This is a genomic window from Acinetobacter sp. FDAARGOS_559 (assembly GCF_003940475.1).
Classification (GTDB): domain Bacteria; phylum Pseudomonadota; class Gammaproteobacteria; order Pseudomonadales; family Moraxellaceae; genus Acinetobacter; species Acinetobacter baumannii.
The window spans coordinates 3,942,878-3,963,031 of the sequence record NZ_RKJG01000005.1 but is presented as its reverse complement, the minus strand read 5'-3'; the positions used below and the strand labels follow the sequence as shown (position 1 = coordinate 3,963,031).

Sequence of the window (20,154 nt, the reverse complement as noted above, 5' to 3'; positions counted from 1 at the left end):
TATCAAGATTTTAAAGACGAGTTGACCGATGACGATACGAATATCGTCTCATTTCCAACTATCTTGAGTGACGTATCTTAATTAAGTGATTTGATATAATCCGGTATAGGATGCAAGTCTGTATTTCTCCCCGCCTTGGCAAGCTGGCTTGGCGTGTCATGCCCTAAAAGAGCTGGTAAGGTTCTGGAAAGTTGAATAAGAGCATCTAAATCAATCGTGGTGGGTATTCCAATTTCCTCACACATATTGACCAAATCTTCAGTACAGATATTTCCAGAAGCCCCTGGTGCAAATGGGCACCCGCCTAAACCACCCAATGCAGCATCAAACCGTCTTGCTCCAACCTCATAAGCTGCAAGAACATTAGTTAATCCCAGTCCACGTGTATTATGAAAATGTAGGGTCAACTGCTCAGGCGAAATTAACGATAAAACATGAGAGACAATTCTTTTCACTTGCACTGGGTTCGCCATGCCAGTGGTATCTGCCAGTGTAATGTTATGAATACCCAGTTTTAGATAGTGCTCAACTAGGTTGAACACTTCTTTTTCACTAATCTTACCTTCAAATGGACAGCCAAACGTTGTCGCAACAGTTCCATTAAACTGTGTTTTACCCTGTAGCTGCTCCACAATTTCGGTAAATCCTGCAAACGATTGAGCTTTAGTCATACGCATATTGGCAAGGTTGTGGGTTTGGCTAGCAGAGAGGACAAGATTCAACTCATTTGCATTGGCTTCCACTGCCCGAAGCGCGCCTTTTAAATTTGGAATTAGCCCAACATAAATAATATCTTTATGGCGTGTAATTCCAGTAAAAACCTCCTCACCATCTCTCAAATTTGGAATCGCTTTTGGCGAGACAAAAGAGCCTGCTTCAATTCGAGAGAAACCCATTGTCGACAACTGATTAATTAAATCAATTTTCTTATCGGTGGGTACCCAAGTCGGCTCAATTTGCAAACCATCTCGTGGAGAGACTTCTTGTACAACAAGTAAGTCGGAAAATGCTGTCATTGCACTACTCCCGATACACGCAGGCTTTCAATTTCTTCAGCTTGATAACCGTATTGTTTTAAAACAGATTCAGTATGCTCACCCAGCTCAGGACCACGCCATTTGACCTGCCCCGGTGTTTCGGAAAGCTTCGGAACAATACCCGGCATTTTTACTACCTGACCATCAGGCAACTCGGTTGAAAGCAACATATCACGTGCATTAAAGTGCGGATCATTGACCATATCGGCTACAGAATAAATACGCCCAGATGGAACCTCAGCCTGTTCAAGCTGCTGCAAGACCTCATCAATTGAATGCTGTCGACTCCATGATTCAATTGCAGCATCGAGTAAATCACTCTGTTGCGCACGCCCATCGTTGTGTTCAAACTCAGGTCGATTTGCCAAATCTTCACGGCCAATCACATGCATTAAGCGCTTAAAAATTGGGTCACTATTTCCTGCAATCACCACAAAAGCATTGTCTTTGGTTCGATAGGTATTTGAAGGTGCAATACCCGGTAATGAACCTCCAGAACGCTCCCGAATAAAACCATGCAAGTCGTATTCCGGGACAACACTTTCCATAATATTGAAGACACTCTCTGCAAGTGACACGTCAACAATCTGTCCGTTACCGTTATTGGTTTTGATATTCACAATCGACATTAAAGCGCCAATCACCGCATGTAATGAAGCAAGTGAGTCACCCAAACTCACGCCAACTCGTGCAGGCGCAGAATCTTGAGAACCCGTTGTATAACGAATTCCACCCATTGCCTCACCAATTGCACCAAAGCCCGGCTTGTCTTTATAAGGGCCAGATTGACCATAACCAGATATGCGAACAAAAGTCAGTTTAGGATTAATTGATTTTAGGGTTTCCCAATCTAACCCCAGCTTTTCAAGCGCACCGGGACGCATGTTTTCGACCAGAATGTCGGTATCGACAATCATCTTTTTGATTAAAGCAATTGCTTCTGGTGACTTAAGATTAAGTGCTAAAGATTTCTTATTACGTGACTGTAAATACCACCACAAAGATGTTCCGTGATGTAACTTACGCCATTTACGAAGTGGATCGCCTTTGCCAATAGGTTCAATTTTTATGACTTCAGCACCGAACTCAGCAAGAATACGTGTTGCAAAAGGAGCTGCAATCAGCGTTCCTATTTCTAGGACTTTTATTTTTTCAAGGGCTAGACTCATAACAATCCATATTATATCTACTTCCGATAGAATTAAATTTATGGCGCAATGAGCAGTAATACAATTCTTAAAAGATCAACAAGTCTTCGTGTTTTGCGAAACCTATAAAAATCATTTAGGTATAATTTCTTTATGTGGATGCATAAAATATTGTTTTAAAAGCAAAGTTACTGGATTTAAAAACTCATCACGCTTGGACACAAGATATAAGTCTCTTTTTGCCCAATCATCGGTTAACTCTACACTTGCCAGCCCTAATGGTTTACCAAAGATTTCAAAAACCTTATGTGGCAAAATTCCAATCCCCATACCCGCCTGTACCATACGGCAAACAGCATCAAAACTTGTCACCAATATTCTGAGTTTGAGCTGTTTTCCTAACGCTTCAGATTTTTGCTGCAAAATCCGGTTAATCGCACTTTGAGTATGTAAACCAATAAAGTCGTAATCTAATGCATCTTCAAAGGAAATGATTTTCTGTTCACTTAAATATTGCTGGTTTTGTATGACCGCGACCAGCCGATCGCTACGATAATGATAATAATCCAGATCTTCTGATAAATTCTCGGCAATGCAGATGCCTAAGTCGGCAATTTTATTACTTACATTTTGAATAATTTCTATACTAGGGCGTTCTTCAAGTTCAATTTTAATTTGAGGGTTTTCAACAATAAAAGGATGTAGACTTTCGGGTAAAAACTGAATGATGGTTGATAAATTTGCCTGTAATCGTACAAAACCTTTAATGCCTATTTTGTATTCTTCTAACTCAACCGAAGCTTTATAAACCGAGTCTAAGATGGTTCTGCAATGATAAAGCAGGCTTTCACCAGCAGGCGTAATTTGCATGCCCTTACCATCACGAATAAACAGTTTGGTTCCAATCAAATGCTCCAAATCAGTCAAACGCTTACTTGCAGCAGACAGCGCAATCATATTTTTTTCAGCGGCCTTGCTCAGAGATTTTTCATCACAAACAGACTGGAAAATCGTTAAGGTGACCAAATCCAATTTACGAATAATATTTTCTATATGCACTACAGATGACCCATCTTATAACTTGAAACTCATAACGCTATAATAAATATATAGAATTATAAAAATTTTATATTTCTCGCCTATGATTCTGATAAATAAAATATTATAAAAAGCTTAAACTTACCAAGTTAAAATCAAATATAAATATGTTATAAACAACTAAGGCTCTCCTCATTAATTTTCGCAACAATCCATATAAGTAGGATGAACTTATACTTAGATACTTAGAAAAAAAGAAGTTAAAAAAATTATTATTTTCTTAACTTCTTAATTTTTGTAGATTTAAATTAAATAACTTTATGAACTAAAGAAAGAAACAGCTTCATCTATTAAATCCGCAACTTCAACTGGCTTGGAAGCTAATGAAGCATGGCTCGCATCTAAAGAAATAACATTTTTAGCTTTTAATCTCGATGACATAAATTCTTGATTTTCAGGACTAATCATTCGATCCTGAGTAGAAATTTGATACCACGAAGGTTTAGTTTTCCAAGCTGGTGAGGTAATGGTGTCGCCAAAGGTGCTTGCTAGCGGAGCTTTTTGTGTTACTCCCATAACTAGACCTTCATCTTCTGTTAAATCTTGACAGAAACTTTCATGAAATTTATCTGCTTTAAGCCAAAGGTAACCATCACTATCTGGTGATAAATTAGGAGCAGCTACAGGTAGATGCTTTTGCGTAATCTCCCCTGGACTCTCATTTGTATCAGGAGCAAACGCTGCAATATAGACGAGGCCAACTACATTTGGAAGATTACCCGCTTCAGTAATAACCGCACCTCCATAAGAGTGCCCAACTAATATTACGTCACCATCAACCTGAGCTATCATTTTCTTTGTCCGTTCGACATCATCAGCTAGTGAGGTTAATGGCAATTCAACTGCTTGTAATGAGGTAAAACCTCTATGGGAAAGTTCAATAATAACTTTACTCCAGTGGGCTGCACCTCCCCAAAAGCCATGTACTAATATAATTGTTGGTTTATTACTCATTTTTTTCTCCTAGCTTTTGCTATGACATTGAATTTAATAAATTAAATTAAAAATATTTATCCATAAAGTTTCGATAATTTGATCAAATATCAAACTATAAAATCTTCTAAAATGATTATTTGTTATAAAACTACTTTCCACAATTACCAAAACAGCATATTTTTTTGCAGAAACATTTTTTTCGATGAGATGTAGTGAGATGGAAAATGAGCAAGATGTAAATAAATTAACTGATATTTTTTTTGATATTTACAAGAATGCAAAAATATCAGGACAAATTTATCAAGTCGAAAATTATAAAAATAAAAATATTGTTTTTCTGGATAGTGATTATTCGTATATTCATATATTTCAAGGAAGTAGTTTTAGAATTAAAAGTGATGAACAAAAAATAAATGAGATCGTAAACGACGGGGATGTTATCGTTATTCCTTCAAGATTTAAGCATTCTATCGAAATTATAGAAGATAAAGCTGCAGAACCAGTTGTTATTACATGTGTTTTTCAATTAAACGGTGTATATGGACAAACAATCGCTGAAGGATTGCCTAAATATATAGTCGTTCCTTCTGACCAAGATGGTAAAGTTGCTGAATGGATCCCAATGACAGTAGCTGCAATAAAATTAGAACTTGATCAACCTTCTTTAGGTAGTCAGGTTATGCTTTCAAGTGTTATCGATTTGCTGTTAGTGTGGTCAATAAGATACTGGCTAAACAAAGAAACACTTAACCATAAAAGTTGGATTTCAGCTTTGCAGAGTCCTACTATTAGCAAGGCATTATTCTTAATGCATTCTAATCCTACTAAAGAGTGGACCGTAGAAATTCTTGCCAAAGAAACTAATCAATCTAAATCAAAGTTTTCAAAAAATTTTATACAATTGGTAGGTACTACCCCAATTAATTATCTCAAACATTGGCGAATGAAGTTAGCAAAACAATATTTAATTGAAACGAATAAAAGTATTTCACAAATTGCTGATTTAGTTGGTTATTCTTCACCAGCTGCTTTTACCAGATCTTTTATTCAAACATTTGGTTATAGCCCAAGAAAATTTAGAGAAATTTCAGAAACTAAAACTTAATAGAAAGGAAAATTTCTAACTTAAATAATAAAACACTAAAAACTATATCTTCATTTTCTCAATGAAAATCAGAATTATTTTGCTGAAAAGTCAAAAATTCTACTAACGTAAAAATAATTTTCGCTTAAGCTTATTTTTTCATAGGTAGCAGTAAAACAGGGTCTTCAATGTCGTAACCAGTTTCTTCTGGAACCCCCAAATATTTAACGACAACCAACCTCTTATCTTGTTTAGGCACCTTATAATTTTGGGAAATTTTTATTGCTTTGGTGTAATGAACCGCAACATGGGTCTTACTTTGTAAAGACGGCGATTTTACAACATATTCTATTTTATATTGAGTGATCTTTCCTGAAGGATCAAACCAAGACGATACCTGATTCTGATGTGTTTTTAATGTTTGAATTTTTACGGTCTTACTATTACTTACGATCAAAGGAGTTAAATTCTTTTTAATTTTATTAAGTGCCTTATTAAACGCTGTACTATCTTGATCATAATCAATCTTATGTGTTTTTGGATTGATATAAAGAGATTTAACCTCGATAAGTTTATCAGGCGATTTACTATTTAATAGATAATAATAGAGTTGTGGTAGGCGTCCTCGGCCATCTTCATAATGTCTTAATACATAAAGTTTCTTCTCTTTTTGCTGATAGCCCAATACTTCAATTTTTTGTCCACCACCCACTGTCGCATAACTATGTGCGGATAAGGTAAGAATCGTGCTAAAAGTTAAAAATTTTTGAAATTTCATCGGTTCATATCCTTGTGATCTGGTAACTATATTGTATAAATATCAATCAGATTAAAATGATACTTGAGTAATTGTTACTTGCTGTTTTTATATTCTTTTGTACACAAGCAGTTTTTTTTAAGGGGGCTTTATTTATTATTTCTCTCCCCCCTCAAAACCACTCGTCTAGCTTTTACATATAAACCCTCATAGAAGAACAGGCTAACACTTGCTAGCATCGACATGAGTAAACATACATGGACTAAAATTTCTAACAAAAGAGTTAAAAAAAAAATCCAACATCTTTTCCCGCTCGATTGCCCCATCTGAGCTTAAAAGCTGAATGATTGTGCCCTCCACCATATATACAAATAGCTTGGCATCGGTAAAAGAAGCATCCGCGTTTAGCATTCTAAGCTGACTATAAATTTCATTTTTGAGCCATGTTCTATAGCGCATTGCGGATTGATAAGCGTTGGGATAACTATTTTTAATCTCAAATATGGCTTTAAATAATAAGTAATACGGCCCTTCTAAATCGGTATGTAAATAATACAGCTTTTTAAGTTTATCTATTGCAGGGGTACTTAAGTCGTACTCGACCATTGCGACTACTTGCTCTTGGAGTTTTTCTTTTTGCACCACAAGGCAGATTTCAATAAGCCGCTCTTTTGAGTGAAAGTAATTATAAAAAGTCGCTTTCGTAATTTCTGACTCTTTCACTATTCTATCGACCCCAATAAGGTGAAACCCACGGTGGTGAAACAGATCAATTGCTTTATTTACAACATATAAGGTACGTGTTGGGAGAACTAAATTTGGCATAGTTTTACCGTTATAAATTCTTGTTGTTTCTAAATGAGATAAAAAGCCTGTGCCCCTTTTGGGAGAAAAAAAGGCACAGCAAAGCCGTAAAGACTGTGCTTGGCACATCTCAAGTTTTGTTGTTGCTAAGTTTTAAGTAAAAATGACTTAAAGCCTGAAAACCTTAAGGCGTTCAAGCTGCTTTATTTTTTAAGCTGTGTCGTTATAGCTTTTGGCATTGAGAGCCAAGAAATAATGGATGTGCAAAGCCAACTCCTTTTTATTGGGAGTTCTGCCGACATGAATCGAAATTATGGTGGCAGAACGAGAAAGGGTTCGCGGACTGGTACAACAACCAGCACACCCGAAGGTGTCCCTCTCCCGTCCTACCGCAACGGGAGGAGACGAGGAGATGCTCACACAAAATTATCCCTCAGAAAGGAATAATTCTGATGCTGTTGTAATCGGTCCGCGACGACCGGCTGGCAATGTGGCCAGCAGGCAAAGAATAGTGCCCAACCCTTTTACAGTCAAGCACACAAAATGCCATTTGTTTTAAATTAAATCATTAGAAAAGTAAGGCTAAATAATGGGTGGATTATTGTTAAGTGGGGGTGTAAAGCTTAAGGTTTTATCTATTAATGCTGTGCTAATTTTGCAATATAAGTGGGAAATTAGAAATTAATTGTCTTTTTATTCGTTTCATATTTCTATATTGTTCTTTTTTCCATTAAATCAAATTTGTATCTTTATTATAAATTAATATTAATTCTTTTTTCTCTTTAACAATTCTTAAAAAAAAATAATAATTAATTAAGAGTGATGATAAGGAAATTAAACACTATGTCTTCAAATAGCTTTGAACAACATCAACTTTTCCAAGAAGAAATAATATTTGATCAATTTCTCTATACTTATTGGGATAAACATAGTCGTCTTGGTCAAATCCAAGAATTAGCATTACCTGAAAGAAAAAATACTTTCGCCATCTGTTATCAAGATAAAAGTACATATACTTTAAAAAGTTTAAGTACAAATCTTTTATTTAAGGCCACCTTGAAAAGAAATCAAGGAATACTAAAAGTTGAAAAAAATCTACTTATTCCATTATTTGAATTTATTACTACATCCTCTGCAATTAATATCAATGCAATTAATGAAAATGGAGAAAGATTAAGAGCAGCTCAAATTGGTGCTCTATACTCATTAATAGCACATTGGACTCTATCTAAAGAGCCTGCAACGGTAGTCTTACCTACAGGCACTGGAAAAACGGAGACTATGCTATTAACAACATTAGTCGACCAATCTAAAAGAACATTAGTAATTGTTCCTACTATTGAATTAAAAGAACAACTCTTTCAAAAATTTAGTAGTTGGGGAATCCTTAAAGATCTAGGTGTGATACCTCAAAATTTTCGAAATCCTAAAATTATTGCTTTAAAAGAGACTATTAAATCTGAAGAAGAAGTTGAATATTTATTAAATGCAGAAGTTATTATTTCTACTCCAGCTCTTTTAGCAAGAAGCCCATCTGCTATAAAACATAAATTAAAAAACTTTTTTAGTCATGTATATTTTGATGAAGCCCATCATGTAACAGCAAAAGAATGGGATATGCTAAAACAATTATTCTCAGCTTCAAAAATTGTCCAATTTACTGCTACGCCTTATCGATTAGATAGACAACCGATTCAAGGAAAAGTTGTTTACAATTATCCTTTATCACAAGCTCTTAATGATAAATGTTTTTCTAAAATTTCATTAATCTCAGTAGATGAACGTCATCCAAGTAAAAAAGATTATGAAATAGCTCATACTGCTATTAATCAATTATATAAAGATCGCCAAAGAGGTTTTTATAACCATAAAGTCATGGTTAGAGCAGAGACTAGAGAAAAAGCAGAAGACTTACTAAGCAAATATCGTATGTGGTTTCCTGAAGAAAAAATAACTCTTGTTCATTCTAAAGTTTCAGGGAAAAAACAAATAATTGAATCTATTAAAAATCATGAGTTTGATATTGTTATATGCGTCGATATGTTAAAGGAAGGTTTTGACTATCCGAATTTCAAAATAGCAGCAGTTCATGGTATGCATAAATCTATTTCGGTCTTGCTACAATTTATTGGACGTTTTACACGCACGAAAGACAATCTTGGTGATGCATCATTTATTGTGAATTTTGCAGAAGAAAAACTCACAATGGAATTAGAGAGTCTTTTCCAAGAAGGAACTGGGTGGGAAAACGTAATTAGCCAAATTGCAGATACCAGAAAAGAACAAGCTGCCTCCTTACTCGCCTTTTTACAGGAATGTAAGCCTTTATCCGGTTTTGATTCTCCTGATATAGATTTAAATCCTAAAATCGTTTTTCCGGCCCTAAGCTTTGTATGTTTCCACGCCCAAAAAGTAGATTGGTATAAATTTAGAGAGGCTTTTAATACAAAATACTATTCTCTTTCTCAGCCATTTATTAATGAAGTGGAAAATGTTTTTTACTTTACGACTCAATGTAGAGATAAAGTGAAATGGGCTAAATCAGATCATATTAAAGATCAAATTTGGGGTTTAGTCGTTCTTCATTTCGATAAATCAAAAAAATTATTGTATTTAGGTTATTCAGATAAATTACTTGATATAGATAATTTAGTACAAATCATTTCACTGGGAACTGCAAAGAAAATAGATAAAGATGATGTTTTCAAATCTTTTAATGATATCAAACGCCTAAGTATAGTTCATGCAGGTGTGTTCAAACCTGCTAATCACTTGCATCGATATTCAAGATTCAGTGGTGCTGATGTCACAATTGAATTGAGTAAGATTAGAGAAGGTAGTAAATGTAAGAAATCTGATTTTGTAGGTATAGGTTATCGTAATGGAAAACCTATAAGTATTGGAGCTTCAGCCAAAGGAAAAATTTGGAGTCCTGCGAAAATTGCAGATTTAAAAGAATGGAAAGAATGGTGTATTCAAATTGGAGCTTTAATAACTGATCCGAATATTAATTCAGATCAAATTCTTGAAGACTCTGCTAAAAAGCAAGATATCGTTGAATTTCCTGAAAACATCAAAATTTTAGCCGCTGATTGGGCCGAAGAATTGTATGAAAAAATTCATCGAATTACGCTCAAGACTGACCAACATGAATACTGTCTTTATGAAACTAAACTTATCATAAAAAATGTGAGTTCTAAAAAGATTGATCTCGCTATAAAAACAGAAATAGAAACTTTAGACTTTTCAATAGAGCTGACAGGTGGTGAAAATGGTTTTAATATTCAAAATCTAGATAATGAAAAAATTTGTATTTCAAATTTAAAAAGAGAAGATATTTCTTTAAAGAAATTCTTTGAAAACTATCCGCCAACATTATTTCTATCAAATAGTGACACAATTAGTGGCTGTATTCATACCATTTACAATACTCAACCTACTTATAGAATTCCTTCCGATCAAATCCATATTCTAGATTGGGAAAATGTACATTTTCCTCATGAATCAATGTATAAGAATGGGGTTATAAGAGAAAATTCTGTCCAAGAATACATAATGAAAAAATATGTTAATGAAAATGCAGATATAGTGTTCAATGATGATAATTCAGGTGAAGTTGCAGATGTTGTAGCCATCTATTCAACTGAAGAAGAAATTATCTTTAAAGTCACCCACTGTAAATACTCTAAGCAAGAATCTGGTTCACGCCTATCAGATCTTTATGAAGTGTGTGGACAAGTAATCGTATCTCTTAGATATAAATGGAAACCAGAAGATCTAATTAGCCACTTAAAAAGAAGAAATAAAACGGGTGTATTAGCAGGTAAACGTTTTTATAAAGGTAATGAAGCTATACTGAATACTATTCGTGATGAACTAAAATATAAAAACGTTCGCTTCCTTTTCTCAATTGCTCAACCAGGTGTTAGTTATAGTGCCTTAAATAATGAAATGACAGATTTGTTAAGTTCTACCTACTCCGCAGTAGTTGATATGACAGAAACAAAGCTTCTCTGCTATTTCAATAGTTGAACCGTAGTTAGTAAAAATACTGGCTTTAAATATAATTAGCTGTACTCATATACAGCTAATTATTATTAATAAGTGAAATAACTTATCTTTCTTTATTAGACTGCGATACTAATGAAGCAGCTAAAGTCTTTGTCGTGTCATTATATTTGTCGCTCTTTAATACTCTAGATGCTTCTGATTCCATTTCATTCCCCGTTTGTTTAGAGGAATGCGTTTGGGCTAAAGCTGATCCAGCTAACTTTTTCTGAATTGCTGAGGAAGATGGATCTCGCAATACTTCTGAAGCTAATTTAGCGACTTTATTAGAAGTTTGTTTTGAATTTTTTGACATAATAAAAACCCCATAGTTAAGAAGCTTTTATCATATCTAAGTCGTTAAATTGATCAATATATAAACGACTCAAACTGTCGTGTTAGTTAAGTTTTACTCTTAATCTCACCATCACCCCCCTATCACGGCGCAAGTCTGTAACACGTAGATGTAAATAAAGCGACTCTATTATTCAAACCGTCTGTTATCACAACTTCATAATGCGCGAATTTTTTACTACTTCCGACCTTGGTTGCCGTTGCAAATAACACTCTATCTTTCGCACCACTCATATAGCGAATATCAGCCTGTAGGCCTGTATATGGTGCATCCCCTGCGTTACAAGCCATCGCAAAAGCAATATCGGCTAAAGAAAATATGACGCCACCATGCACGCCGCCCAAGGCATTCATGTGTTCGTCTTTCACATTAAGCTTGCAACGCGCTTCATCAAAACTGCGATGCAGCACTTGAACACCCAATAGCTCTGCGAATTGATCAACCGCAGTCTTTTCCATTTTTTGCACAAACGTCTCCCTACTCGTGCGAGTATTCCTTGAGTTTTATGAATCTATGTGTATTGAAATCGACTTGTCAAGAGCCGTTAAACGCTATCTTGTTTAATCTGATAGTTTGAAGAACTAAAGTCCTTATAGGTTAGGCGGTCATCCAACTCTGAAGTTAGAGGCTGAACTTCTTGCATTGAGTTTAAGCAGCGCTGTGCAAGCTCCATGTATTCTTGCGTACCGCGGGTTTTCCATTTTTTTTCTTGTTCTGATAAATCACGTGCAACCTTGGCAGGACTACCCATTGCCAATACATTTGCCGGAATAACATCTTTGGTTTTGACCAGACTATTTGCACCAATAATGGTGTTTTCACCAATTTCGGCATAGTCCAAAATTACGCTGTTCATGCCAACCAAAACATTTTTACCAATGCGGCAACCATGTAAAGTTGTGCCATGCCCAATGTGCCCCATTTCTTCAACTAAAGTCACGCTTTGCGGAAAACCATGTACGGTGCAGCTATCTTGTATATTGGCATTTTGCTTAATATGAATACGTCCAAAATCGGCACGCAATGAAGCAAATGGTCCTACATATACACCCGCTTCAATAATCACATCACCAATTAAAACAGCGGTTGGGTGTACAAAAGCCTCTGGGCTAACGACTGGAATAACACCGTCAATACTATAACAAGGCATGATTTAACCTCTCATTTGTCGCCACCAAACCTCCGAAACGACGCCAATAGTGTGCTGTGGCATTTGGCATTGGTCCTTCTGCTGTTGCGGCAACAGACAAGAAGTATTCATCCGCAGGTTCAAATACTTTTTTATAAATATTCATTGATAAAGTTCGTGCACTTATCGCGGGCCAGTCAGTTGGCAACAGCTCAAGCGGTAATGCTGGGTCTTTCAATAAAATCCGTCGATAATAATGAATCAGCAAAGTTCGAATTTGAAAGGCCTGAACCGGTTCGAGTTGTTCGTTTTCCTGCATCAGCAATACGCCAATTTCTCTAAAAATATCGAGAAACTGTAAATATCTTTGGCGTAATTCATCGATAGGCCAGTTGGTTCTGAGCATACGCCCAATGGTATCAACCGAGTTATTAAAGAGCTGCAAGGTTTCAGCTTTAAACACCACCACTTGCTCACTCATATTTAAGTCAACCAACAAGCGTTGCAGTTCAATACGGTTACAACCCGGATAAGCCATTAGGTTTGTCGAAATATTGGCAAATCCTAACCATTCGAGTTCTTTCTTTAACAACACTTTATTTTCAGTATCGAGACTAGACATCAGAATAAGATCCCAATAATGGTCCCACTCTTTCATCTGGTCGTTATAAATGCGTTGCTCGGCCTGCAAATAAGTCGAACGGCTCGAATCGGTAATGCGATAAAAACTGGTTCTGCCGATTTTGTCTGAACATAACCAATCATTTTTAACTAAACGAAAAACAGAGGTTCTTACAGCACGGTCATTAAAACCAAACAGCTCTAATAACTGAATCAGGCTTGCAAGACTAATGTTTCCACCCCGATGAAGTACTGAATCTCCAAAAATTGTCGAAATAAGCGAAGTTCCACTTAAGGTTTCATTCTTTACAACAGAATCAATTATTTGCTGTATTTTTGCACTCATACTCATGTCTTGGCGTTTAGTTTCAGGGTATAGATTCTATACCCTGAATGATCTTGATGTTAAGCAATCTGACGCATATCGATTACCCGTTTTGCCTTGCCTTCCGAACGAGGTAAGGTCGCTTCTGTCACAACTTCTACAGTAACGCTAATCCCAATCATGGTTTTAATACGTTTCATCAACTCCTGAGCAAGTTGATTGGCCTGTATAGTACAGTTATGACACATCTCTGTACGAATATGCAAAGTATCCATATGGCCTTTTTTAGTCACCAAAATTTCATAATTTGGAACTAAATGTGGAACTTGCAAAATTTGCTCTTCAATTTGGGTCGGGAAAACGTTCACACCGCGAATAATCAGCATGTCGTCACTGCGGCCCACTATTTTATCCATTTTACGCATTGCCAGATTTTCACCCGGCAGTAAGCGGGTCAAATCACGAGTACGATAACGAATAATCGGTAAGCCTTCTTTGGTAATGGTTGTAAAGACTAGCTCGCCAAGTTCGCCATCTTTACAGACTTCACCTGTTTCAGGGTTAATAATTTCAGGGTAGAAATGATCTTCCCAAATGGTTAATCCCTCGCCCTCACCTAAGCACTGCATCGCAACACCCGGTCCCATCACCTCAGACAAACCATAAATATCGAGTGCTTTAATATTGAGACGTTCTTCAATTTCACGGCGCAGTTCGTTGGTCCACGGCTCGGCACCAAAAATACCGACTTTTAAAGACGTATTACGTGCAGTACCAAATTGTTGCTCAAGCTTTTCAATAATGCTCACGCAATACGATGGCGTAACCATAATTGCAGTCGGTTTAAAGTCTTGAATAAGCTGAACTTGCTTTTCAGTTTGCCCGCCAGACATTGGAATAACCGTTGCACCTAAGCGCTCGGCACCATAATGTGCGCCTAGACCACCAGTAAACAGTCCATAGCCATAAGCCACCTGAACCATATCTTTCGCGGTTAAACCTGCCATGCGTAAGCAACGCGCAACAATATCCGACCACGTGTTAATATCTTTTTGGGTATAGCCCACCACCGTCGGTTTGCCAGTTGTGCCTGATGATGCATGTAAACGCACAATTTGCTCTTGCGGTACGGCAAACATCCCAAAAGGATAGTTGTCTCTTAAATCCTGTTTGGTGGTAAATGGAAACTTTGCCAGATCATCTAAAGTTACGAAGTCATCAGGATGTACACCCGCTTCATCGAACTTTTTCTTATAGACCGGACTATTTTCATATACAAAAGTCAGGGTTTGCTTTAACCGTTTCGTTTGCAGCTCTCTAAGCTCTGCAAGTGTTAATTGCTCAACATTATCCATTGTAAGGCTGTCCATCGCCTCTCTCCTCATTATGTAATTTTAAAAACCGTCTGAATTAATTTAAGTTTTCCAAAATCAGTGCGACGCCTTGTCCAACACCTACACACATCGTGCAAAGTGCATAGCGTCCACCGCGTTTTTTTAGCTCACGTGTTGCCGTAATCACTAAACGTGTACCACTCATACCTAACGGATGGCCTAACGCAATCGCACCACCATTTGGGTTCACGCGTTCATCGTCATTTTTTAGACCAAGCTCACGCATACAAGCTAAAGATTGGGCTGCGAATGCTTCATTCAGCTCAATCACATCCATCTGATCTAGCGTTAAACCTGTTTGCTTTAAAATTTTCTGCACAGCCGGAACAGGACCTATACCCATATATTTGGGTTCAACCCCTGCACTTGCAATGCCAATTACACGTGCTAAAGGTTTTAAACCATGTGTATCTGCAAATTCACGGTTGGTAATTAACACACACGCGGCACCGTCATTTACACCAGAGGCATTTCCGGCAGTCACCGAACCGCCTTCTTTTTTAAATGGTGCTTTTAGTTTAGCGAGTGCTTCAAGTGTTGTTTCACGCGGATGTTCATCACGGTTCACCACAACCACGTTTTTCTTACGGTCTGTAATCTCGACAGGCAAAATCTCATCGTTAAAGAAACCGTTTTGTTGTGCCGCAGCCGTTTTTTGTTGGCTACGCAATGCAAACGCATCTTGGTCTTCACGACTAATCTGGTATTTTTCAGCTACATTTTCGGCAGTTTCAGGCATGCTGTCGGTGCCGTATTGCGCTTTAAGTTGCTTATTTACAAAACGCCAGCCAATGGTGGTGTCATAAATTTCAGGTGTACGGCTAAACGCTTCTGTTGGTTTAGCTTGTACAAATGGCGCACGGCTCATGGACTCTACACCACCTGCCAACACAAATTGTGCTTCACCAGCTTTAATTGAGCGTGCAGCAAGGCCTACCGCATCTAAACCCGAAGCACATAAGCGATTGACGGTCATGGCTGGTACTGTATCAGGTAAGCCTGCCAAGAGTGTTGCCATACGTGCAACGTTACGGTTGTCTTCACCTGCTTGGTTGGCACATCCCAAAAACACTTCGTCTACCGTATTCCACGGTAGGTTCGGGTGTTTATCTTTTAAATATTTGATGGGCAATGCAGCTAAATCATCTGCACGTACAGCACTTAGGGCACCTGCATATCGTCCAATTGGGGTACGAATAAAATCGCAAATTAAAACGTCTTCCATGTTGACTCCTGATTATGCAAATTCGGTCATATCACGTGAATATTGGGTAGCAATGTTTTGAGTTTTCGCTACATATTGCTTGAGGTAGATACTCGCGCGATATTTTTCCTCTCCATACAGTGCATATAAGTTATTTAAGGTTTGGAGCACATACGCACCACCCATTTGTGTCAACCACTGGTAAGGACCTTTAGGATAATTCACTCCATATTTCATGGCATTATCAATATCTTCCAGACTCGCAACACCATGTAAACTTGCTTCACAGGCTTCATTAATGAGTAAAGCGATGGTGCGCAAGGTTAACAGTGCGGGATGGTCTTTAATCCACATCACGCTGATACCAAACTGTGCAAAGTACGCTTCAACTTTAGCGAGATCACTTGCTTCACAAAGTTCGTTATGACTAAGCACCACAGCCTGAGCTTTTTCAAAATCATGATGCCAATCCATTAAAACTACTTTACGGCTTAGGTAATGAATATTGGCTGACTCACCTTGGCTTAAGCGTAAGTCGATATCATCAATTTGAAGAATATTGTCGTCACTTGCAGATCCGCTTTTTAAACCTAAACGCGTTAAAAACGTAGGTAGCTGAGACCAAGTCCCTTTTAGCTGAATATGGGCATCGACTGGTTTGGCAACCACAGCTTGAGGCTGAAATGTCTCGTACTGATTTTTTTCGTTATAGCTGTAAAAGCCTTGTTTTGACTTACGGCCCCAAGCTCCTGCATCGACCAATTCTTTTTGAATGAGGCTTGGACGGTAGCGTGGTTCGTAAAAAAACTCTTGGTAAACGCTTTGGGTCACCGAAAAGTTAACATCTTGCCCAATGAGGTCGGTGAGTTCACAAGGCCCCATCGCAAAACCACCACATTGCTTTAAAGCATAGTCTAGTCGGTCGTAGCTGGTGACTTGTTCTTGCAGTGCTCTAAAGCCTTCTGCATAAAACGGCCGTGCAATTCGGTTAACAATAAATCCGGGAGTCGACTTGGTGAGTACCGGAATTTTTTTCCAATTCAACATCAAGTTTTTTAGAGCCAAACATAAGCTGTTTGGTGTTTTTAAGCCTTGTACAATTTCAACCAGTTTCATGACTGGTGCAGGGTTAAAAAAGTGTAAACCCACTACGCGCTCAGGATGAGTAATGCCCGCCGAAATTGCAGTCACTGAAATTGAAGATGTATTGCTTGCAAAAATGGTTTGCGCACTACAAATCTCAGCGAGTTGCTTAAATAAAGACTGTTTAACTTCTTTTTTCTCAACCACTGCTTCAATGACTAAGTCAGCCTCACTTAAAGCTTCAATTTGATTGACCACCGTTAAACGCGCTAAAGCTTCATCCGCTTGCTGCTCTGTGAGCTTGCTCTTTTCAACCAGCTTTTTAAATGTCTGCCCTAAGCCATGAGTGGCTTGTTGCGCTTTTTGAGCGTCCAGATCATATAAAACAGTCGAGTGCCCATTAACAATGGCTAACTGAGCAATGCCGATGCCCATGGTGCCAGAACCAATAACGGCAATTCGGGCACGAGATAAGTCTAAATCTGTCATGCTTAGCGCCCTTTAAAATTTGGTTCACGTTTATTCATAAAGGCTTGTACCCCTTCACGATAATCTTCGGAACGACCCGCAATACGTTGTAAATCACGCTCTAACAACATTTGCTCATCAAAAGTGTTGTTGCTTGATTGATGAATGGCCTTTTTAATAAGAGATAAGCCAAAAGTAGGTTGTTTTGCTAAACGTTCAGCAAGTTCAGTCACTTTTGTTTTAAGCTCGGCATCTTCAACCACATCCCAAATCATGCCCCATTCTTTTGCGGTTTCTGCTGGGAGCTTGTCACCTAACAAAGCCAATCCCATAGCACGCGCATGACCTACAGCACGTGGTAAAAACCATGTACCCGCCGAGTCTGGAACCAAACCTAAGCGGCAAAATGCTTGTACGAAGTTTGCCGATTTAGCTGCAATCACCAAATCACATGCCAGTGCAATATTTGCCCCTGCACCTGCTGCTACACCATTTACCGCGCAAATCACAGGCTTTGGCATATTTACAATCGTTTTAATGAGCGGGTTATAGTAAGTTTCAATGGAATATCCTAAATCTGGAGCTTCAGCGTTTGGGTCAACTACACGGTCGCCTAAGTCTTGCCCTGCACAGAAGCCACGGCCTTCACCACTAATCACAACACAACGAACATCCGGACTTTTGGTCCACTGGTTTAAAACATCAGCCACTTCACGGTGCATATCAACGTTAAAGCTATTCAGTGCTTTTGGGCGGTTAAATGTCAGGTAGCCAACACCATTTTTTTCTTCAGCAATAATATTTTGATAGTCCATCACTCACCTCTAAACACTGGCTTTCTTTTCTCAAAGAAAGCATTAATCCCTTCGTTTCGATCTTTTGTAGCTGCCAGCCAGACAAAGTTTTGACGTTCAAACTTGAGTCCCTGACTTAATGTTGTTTCATGAATACTTTTAATTGATTGTTTAATCACGCGAATCGCTAAAGGCGCTTGTTTAGCAATTTTGGCTGCAAGTTGAACCGCATATTCAACGGTTAATTCGGTCGGCACCACTTGACTGCAAATGCCATATTGCTCTGCCTGTTTTACCGAAATCATTTCACCTGTCATAGCCCAGCGCATGGTGAGTTGTTGTCCAACCAAGCGTGCTAAACGCTGTGTTCCGCCAGCACCCGGCAACATACCAAGGCCAATTTCAGGTAAAGCGAATCGGGCATTTTCACCGCAAATCACCATATCTGAATGCAAAACTAACTCAAACCCAGCGCCCAAGGCATAGCCATTGACTGCGCTAATGAGTGGCTTACTAAACGCATCAATTTTCTGCCAAAGCTTCGGGCGAATATCGAGTTGTAAAGTCACGGCATCCATTGCAGCCAGCTCGCTAAGATCTGCTCCAGCCGCAAAACATTGAGCATTACCTGTTAAAACCACCGCTTTGACTTGAGCATTATGTTCAGCTTCTTCGAGCAACTCGCATAAACACTGCAATGTTGCATTGTTTAAGGCATTTCTTTTTTCCGGACGGTTTAGAGTTAATAATAAAACACCGTCAGCAGCTGTACTGGCTTTGATCAACTCTTGCATGACAGCCTCTATTCATCAAAACTCAAGCGAACATTTGAGCCTTTTGGTAAGGTCTGACAGCTCAGCACATAGCCTTTTTCCACTTCATCTTCTTCAAGACTATAGTTAAGGAACATATCGACTTCGCCAGAAAGCACCTTACAACGACAGGTCGCACACACTCCACCTTTACATGCATACGGTAAGTCAGCACCTGCACGTAAAGCCGCATCAAGAATACTTTCATCATCTTGAGCCACAGAAACAATCAGTTCACGACCATCTAAAATGATGTTGACCTTTTCTTCTTTACGGTTTGCATCCGCTTCAACACTACGTTTACGCGCTTGTCCTGTATGGAAACGTTCGGTGTGAATGCGCTCTTTGGCAATACCAAAGTTCGGTAAAGTATTTTCTACGGCATTCATCATTTCGTCCGGGCCGCAGGCAAACACATGATCGAAATTTGTTTCAAGCACTTCAAAATCAAAAAGTTGCTTAAGCTTTTCTGCATCAATACGACCGTTCATGAGTTCACTATCGTTGAACTCACGAGAAAAAATATTGATGAGTTGAAAGCGTTCTTTAAACTGATCTTTCAAATCCATAATTTGCTCGGCAAACATAGTTTGTTTCCATGAGCGATTGCCATAGAGCAAGGTAAAATTAGCTTCAGGTTGTTCAAATAAAACTTGTTTAATAATTGATAGAATTGGCGTGATACCACTGCCTGCCGCAACGCCTAAATAGTTTTGTCCGCCCATCTTGGCTGCTTTTTGAAAAAACACACCTTGTGGTGGCATGACTTCAAGCACATCGCCCACTTTTAAATGGTCATTGGCCCAGTTTGAAAATTGACCCTGATCAATTTTTTTAACCGCAATACTGATGTCTTCTTTGCCCGCATAGCTACAAATTGAATAGCAACGGCGGATTTCACCCGCTTCAGTTAAATGGCGAATGGTTAAATGTTGTCCCGGTTGAAATTGAAATTGTTCTTGTTGTTCAGGTACAACGTCAAATGCAATACAAATTGCCTGATCGGTTTGCGGTGTAATACTTTTTACTTTTAATGGTACAAATTGGCTCATGGCTGA

General features: G+C 38.2%; 18 protein-coding genes. 2 read left to right on the top strand and 16 right to left on the bottom strand.

Going from position 1 to position 20,154, the window contains the following annotated elements:
- Positions 1–77 precede the first annotated feature (77 nt).
- From EGS71_RS20665 to EGS71_RS20650, 4 genes are all read right to left on the bottom strand, one after another.
- Positions 78–1,016 carry a hydroxymethylglutaryl-CoA lyase gene (locus EGS71_RS20665; protein WP_000123653.1) on the bottom strand — a complete coding sequence of 313 codons (939 nt, stop codon included), beginning with the start codon at positions 1,014–1,016 and terminating at the stop codon, positions 78–80.
- Positions 1,013–2,206 carry a CaiB/BaiF CoA transferase family protein gene (locus tag EGS71_RS20660; protein WP_000050378.1) on the bottom strand — a complete coding sequence of 398 codons (1,194 nt, stop codon included), beginning with the start codon at positions 2,204–2,206 and terminating at the stop codon, positions 1,013–1,015. The genes EGS71_RS20665 and EGS71_RS20660 overlap by 4 nt, the downstream gene beginning before the upstream one ends.
- 111 nt (positions 2,207–2,317) lie before the next feature.
- Positions 2,318–3,244, bottom strand: coding sequence for a LysR family transcriptional regulator (locus tag EGS71_RS20655; protein ID WP_000546789.1), 927 nt, complete (start codon positions 3,242–3,244; stop codon positions 2,318–2,320).
- A 297-nt stretch (positions 3,245–3,541) separates the two neighbouring features.
- Positions 3,542–4,237: an alpha/beta hydrolase gene (locus tag EGS71_RS20650; RefSeq protein ID WP_000066755.1), complete on the bottom strand. Its 696-nt coding sequence runs from the start codon at positions 4,235–4,237 to the stop codon at positions 3,542–3,544.
- Positions 4,238–4,436: 199 nt separating this feature from the next.
- Between EGS71_RS20650 and EGS71_RS20645 the strand changes: the two genes are divergently transcribed.
- Positions 4,437–5,324 carry an AraC family transcriptional regulator gene (locus EGS71_RS20645; RefSeq protein ID WP_000426821.1) on the top strand — a complete coding sequence of 296 codons (888 nt, stop codon included), beginning with the start codon at positions 4,437–4,439 and terminating at the stop codon, positions 5,322–5,324.
- 130 nt (positions 5,325–5,454) lie between these two features.
- Here EGS71_RS20645 and EGS71_RS20640 read toward each other — a convergent pair whose 3' ends face one another.
- Complete coding sequence (locus EGS71_RS20640; protein ID WP_000671896.1) at positions 5,455–6,081, bottom strand: hypothetical protein; 627 nt, start codon at positions 6,079–6,081, stop codon at positions 5,455–5,457.
- A 201-nt stretch (positions 6,082–6,282) separates the two neighbouring features.
- Complete coding sequence (locus EGS71_RS20635; RefSeq protein WP_001133276.1) at positions 6,283–6,885, bottom strand: TetR/AcrR family transcriptional regulator; 603 nt, start codon at positions 6,883–6,885, stop codon at positions 6,283–6,285.
- A gap of 822 nt (positions 6,886–7,707) precedes the next feature.
- Here EGS71_RS20635 and EGS71_RS20625 point away from each other — a divergent pair.
- The gene (locus EGS71_RS20625) at positions 7,708–10,896 is read left to right on the top strand and encodes a DEAD/DEAH box helicase (RefSeq protein WP_000097769.1); all 3,189 of its coding nucleotides are present in this window, start codon (positions 7,708–7,710) and stop codon (positions 10,894–10,896) included.
- 82 nt (positions 10,897–10,978) lie between these two features.
- On the opposite strand, the gene EGS71_RS20620 is transcribed toward EGS71_RS20625, so the two are convergent.
- The 10 genes from EGS71_RS20620 to paaE all read right to left on the bottom strand — a co-directional run bounded on the left by EGS71_RS20620 (position 10,979) and on the right by paaE (position 20,148).
- Positions 10,979–11,227: a hypothetical protein gene (locus EGS71_RS20620; RefSeq protein ID WP_000042204.1), complete on the bottom strand. Its 249-nt coding sequence runs from the start codon at positions 11,225–11,227 to the stop codon at positions 10,979–10,981.
- A 122-nt stretch (positions 11,228–11,349) separates the two neighbouring features.
- Positions 11,350–11,733, bottom strand: a complete 384-nt coding sequence (locus EGS71_RS20615) for a PaaI family thioesterase (protein WP_002009255.1) — start codon at positions 11,731–11,733, stop codon at positions 11,350–11,352.
- A 77-nt stretch (positions 11,734–11,810) separates the two neighbouring features.
- The gene (locus EGS71_RS20610) at positions 11,811–12,416 is read right to left on the bottom strand and encodes a DapH/DapD/GlmU-related protein (protein ID WP_001112281.1); all 606 of its coding nucleotides are present in this window, start codon (positions 12,414–12,416) and stop codon (positions 11,811–11,813) included.
- Positions 12,403–13,368: a PaaX family transcriptional regulator C-terminal domain-containing protein gene (locus tag EGS71_RS20605; RefSeq protein WP_000062823.1), complete on the bottom strand. Its 966-nt coding sequence runs from the start codon at positions 13,366–13,368 to the stop codon at positions 12,403–12,405. Before EGS71_RS20605 ends, EGS71_RS20610 begins: the two co-directional genes overlap by 14 nt.
- A gap of 53 nt (positions 13,369–13,421) precedes the next feature.
- Entirely contained in the window at positions 13,422–14,711 is a 1,290-nt protein-coding gene (gene paaK, locus EGS71_RS20600; protein ID WP_000377856.1) for a phenylacetate--CoA ligase PaaK, read from the bottom strand.
- Positions 14,712–14,751: 40 nt separating this feature from the next.
- Positions 14,752–15,960 carry a 3-oxoadipyl-CoA thiolase gene (pcaF, locus tag EGS71_RS20595; RefSeq protein WP_000390394.1) on the bottom strand — a complete coding sequence of 403 codons (1,209 nt, stop codon included), beginning with the start codon at positions 15,958–15,960 and terminating at the stop codon, positions 14,752–14,754.
- 12 nt (positions 15,961–15,972) lie between these two features.
- Positions 15,973–17,511: a 3-hydroxyacyl-CoA dehydrogenase gene (locus EGS71_RS20590; protein ID WP_000130572.1), complete on the bottom strand. Its 1,539-nt coding sequence runs from the start codon at positions 17,509–17,511 to the stop codon at positions 15,973–15,975.
- A gap of 2 nt (positions 17,512–17,513) precedes the next feature.
- Positions 17,514–18,305 (bottom strand): 2-(1,2-epoxy-1,2-dihydrophenyl)acetyl-CoA isomerase PaaG, encoded by a 792-nt coding sequence (gene paaG, locus EGS71_RS20585; protein WP_000386290.1) that lies wholly within the window; start codon positions 18,303–18,305, stop codon positions 17,514–17,516.
- Positions 18,305–19,078: an enoyl-CoA hydratase-related protein gene (locus tag EGS71_RS20580; RefSeq protein ID WP_001156950.1), complete on the bottom strand. Its 774-nt coding sequence runs from the start codon at positions 19,076–19,078 to the stop codon at positions 18,305–18,307. Before EGS71_RS20580 ends, paaG begins: the two co-directional genes overlap by 1 nt.
- Before the next feature lie 8 nt (positions 19,079–19,086).
- A complete protein-coding gene (gene paaE / locus EGS71_RS20575; protein ID WP_000077460.1) occupies positions 19,087–20,148 on the bottom strand; it encodes a 1,2-phenylacetyl-CoA epoxidase subunit PaaE in 1,062 nt (353 codons plus the stop codon).
- Positions 20,149–20,154 lie beyond the last annotated feature (6 nt).

Coding starts and splice junctions, on each gene's coding strand:
- EGS71_RS20640 (WP_000671896.1), bottom strand. CDS start 6,081: ATGAAATTTCAAAAATTTTTAACTTTTAGCACGATTCTTACCTTATCC.
- EGS71_RS20650 (WP_000066755.1), bottom strand. CDS start 4,237: ATGAGTAATAAACCAACAATTATATTAGTACATGGCTTTTGGGGAGGT.
- EGS71_RS20665 (WP_000123653.1), bottom strand. CDS start 1,016: ATGACAGCATTTTCCGACTTACTTGTTGTACAAGAAGTCTCTCCACGA.
- paaE (WP_000077460.1), bottom strand. CDS start 20,148: ATGAGCCAATTTGTACCATTAAAAGTAAAAAGTATTACACCGCAAACC.
- EGS71_RS20605 (WP_000062823.1), bottom strand. CDS start 13,368: ATGAGTATGAGTGCAAAAATACAGCAAATAATTGATTCTGTTGTAAAG.
- EGS71_RS20645 (WP_000426821.1), top strand. CDS start 4,437: ATGGAAAATGAGCAAGATGTAAATAAATTAACTGATATTTTTTTTGAT.
- pcaF (WP_000390394.1), bottom strand. CDS start 15,960: ATGGAAGACGTTTTAATTTGCGATTTTATTCGTACCCCAATTGGACGA.
- EGS71_RS20590 (WP_000130572.1), bottom strand. CDS start 17,511: ATGACAGATTTAGACTTATCTCGTGCCCGAATTGCCGTTATTGGTTCT.
- paaG (WP_000386290.1), bottom strand. CDS start 18,305: ATGGACTATCAAAATATTATTGCTGAAGAAAAAAATGGTGTTGGCTAC.
- EGS71_RS20620 (WP_000042204.1), bottom strand. CDS start 11,227: ATGTCAAAAAATTCAAAACAAACTTCTAATAAAGTCGCTAAATTAGCT.
- EGS71_RS20580 (WP_001156950.1), bottom strand. CDS start 19,078: ATGCAAGAGTTGATCAAAGCCAGTACAGCTGCTGACGGTGTTTTATTA.
- EGS71_RS20610 (WP_001112281.1), bottom strand. CDS start 12,416: ATGCCTTGTTATAGTATTGACGGTGTTATTCCAGTCGTTAGCCCAGAG.
- EGS71_RS20625 (WP_000097769.1), top strand. CDS start 7,708: ATGTCTTCAAATAGCTTTGAACAACATCAACTTTTCCAAGAAGAAATA.
- EGS71_RS20660 (WP_000050378.1), bottom strand. CDS start 2,206: ATGAGTCTAGCCCTTGAAAAAATAAAAGTCCTAGAAATAGGAACGCTG.
- paaK (WP_000377856.1), bottom strand. CDS start 14,711: ATGGACAGCCTTACAATGGATAATGTTGAGCAATTAACACTTGCAGAG.
- EGS71_RS20635 (WP_001133276.1), bottom strand. CDS start 6,885: ATGCCAAATTTAGTTCTCCCAACACGTACCTTATATGTTGTAAATAAA.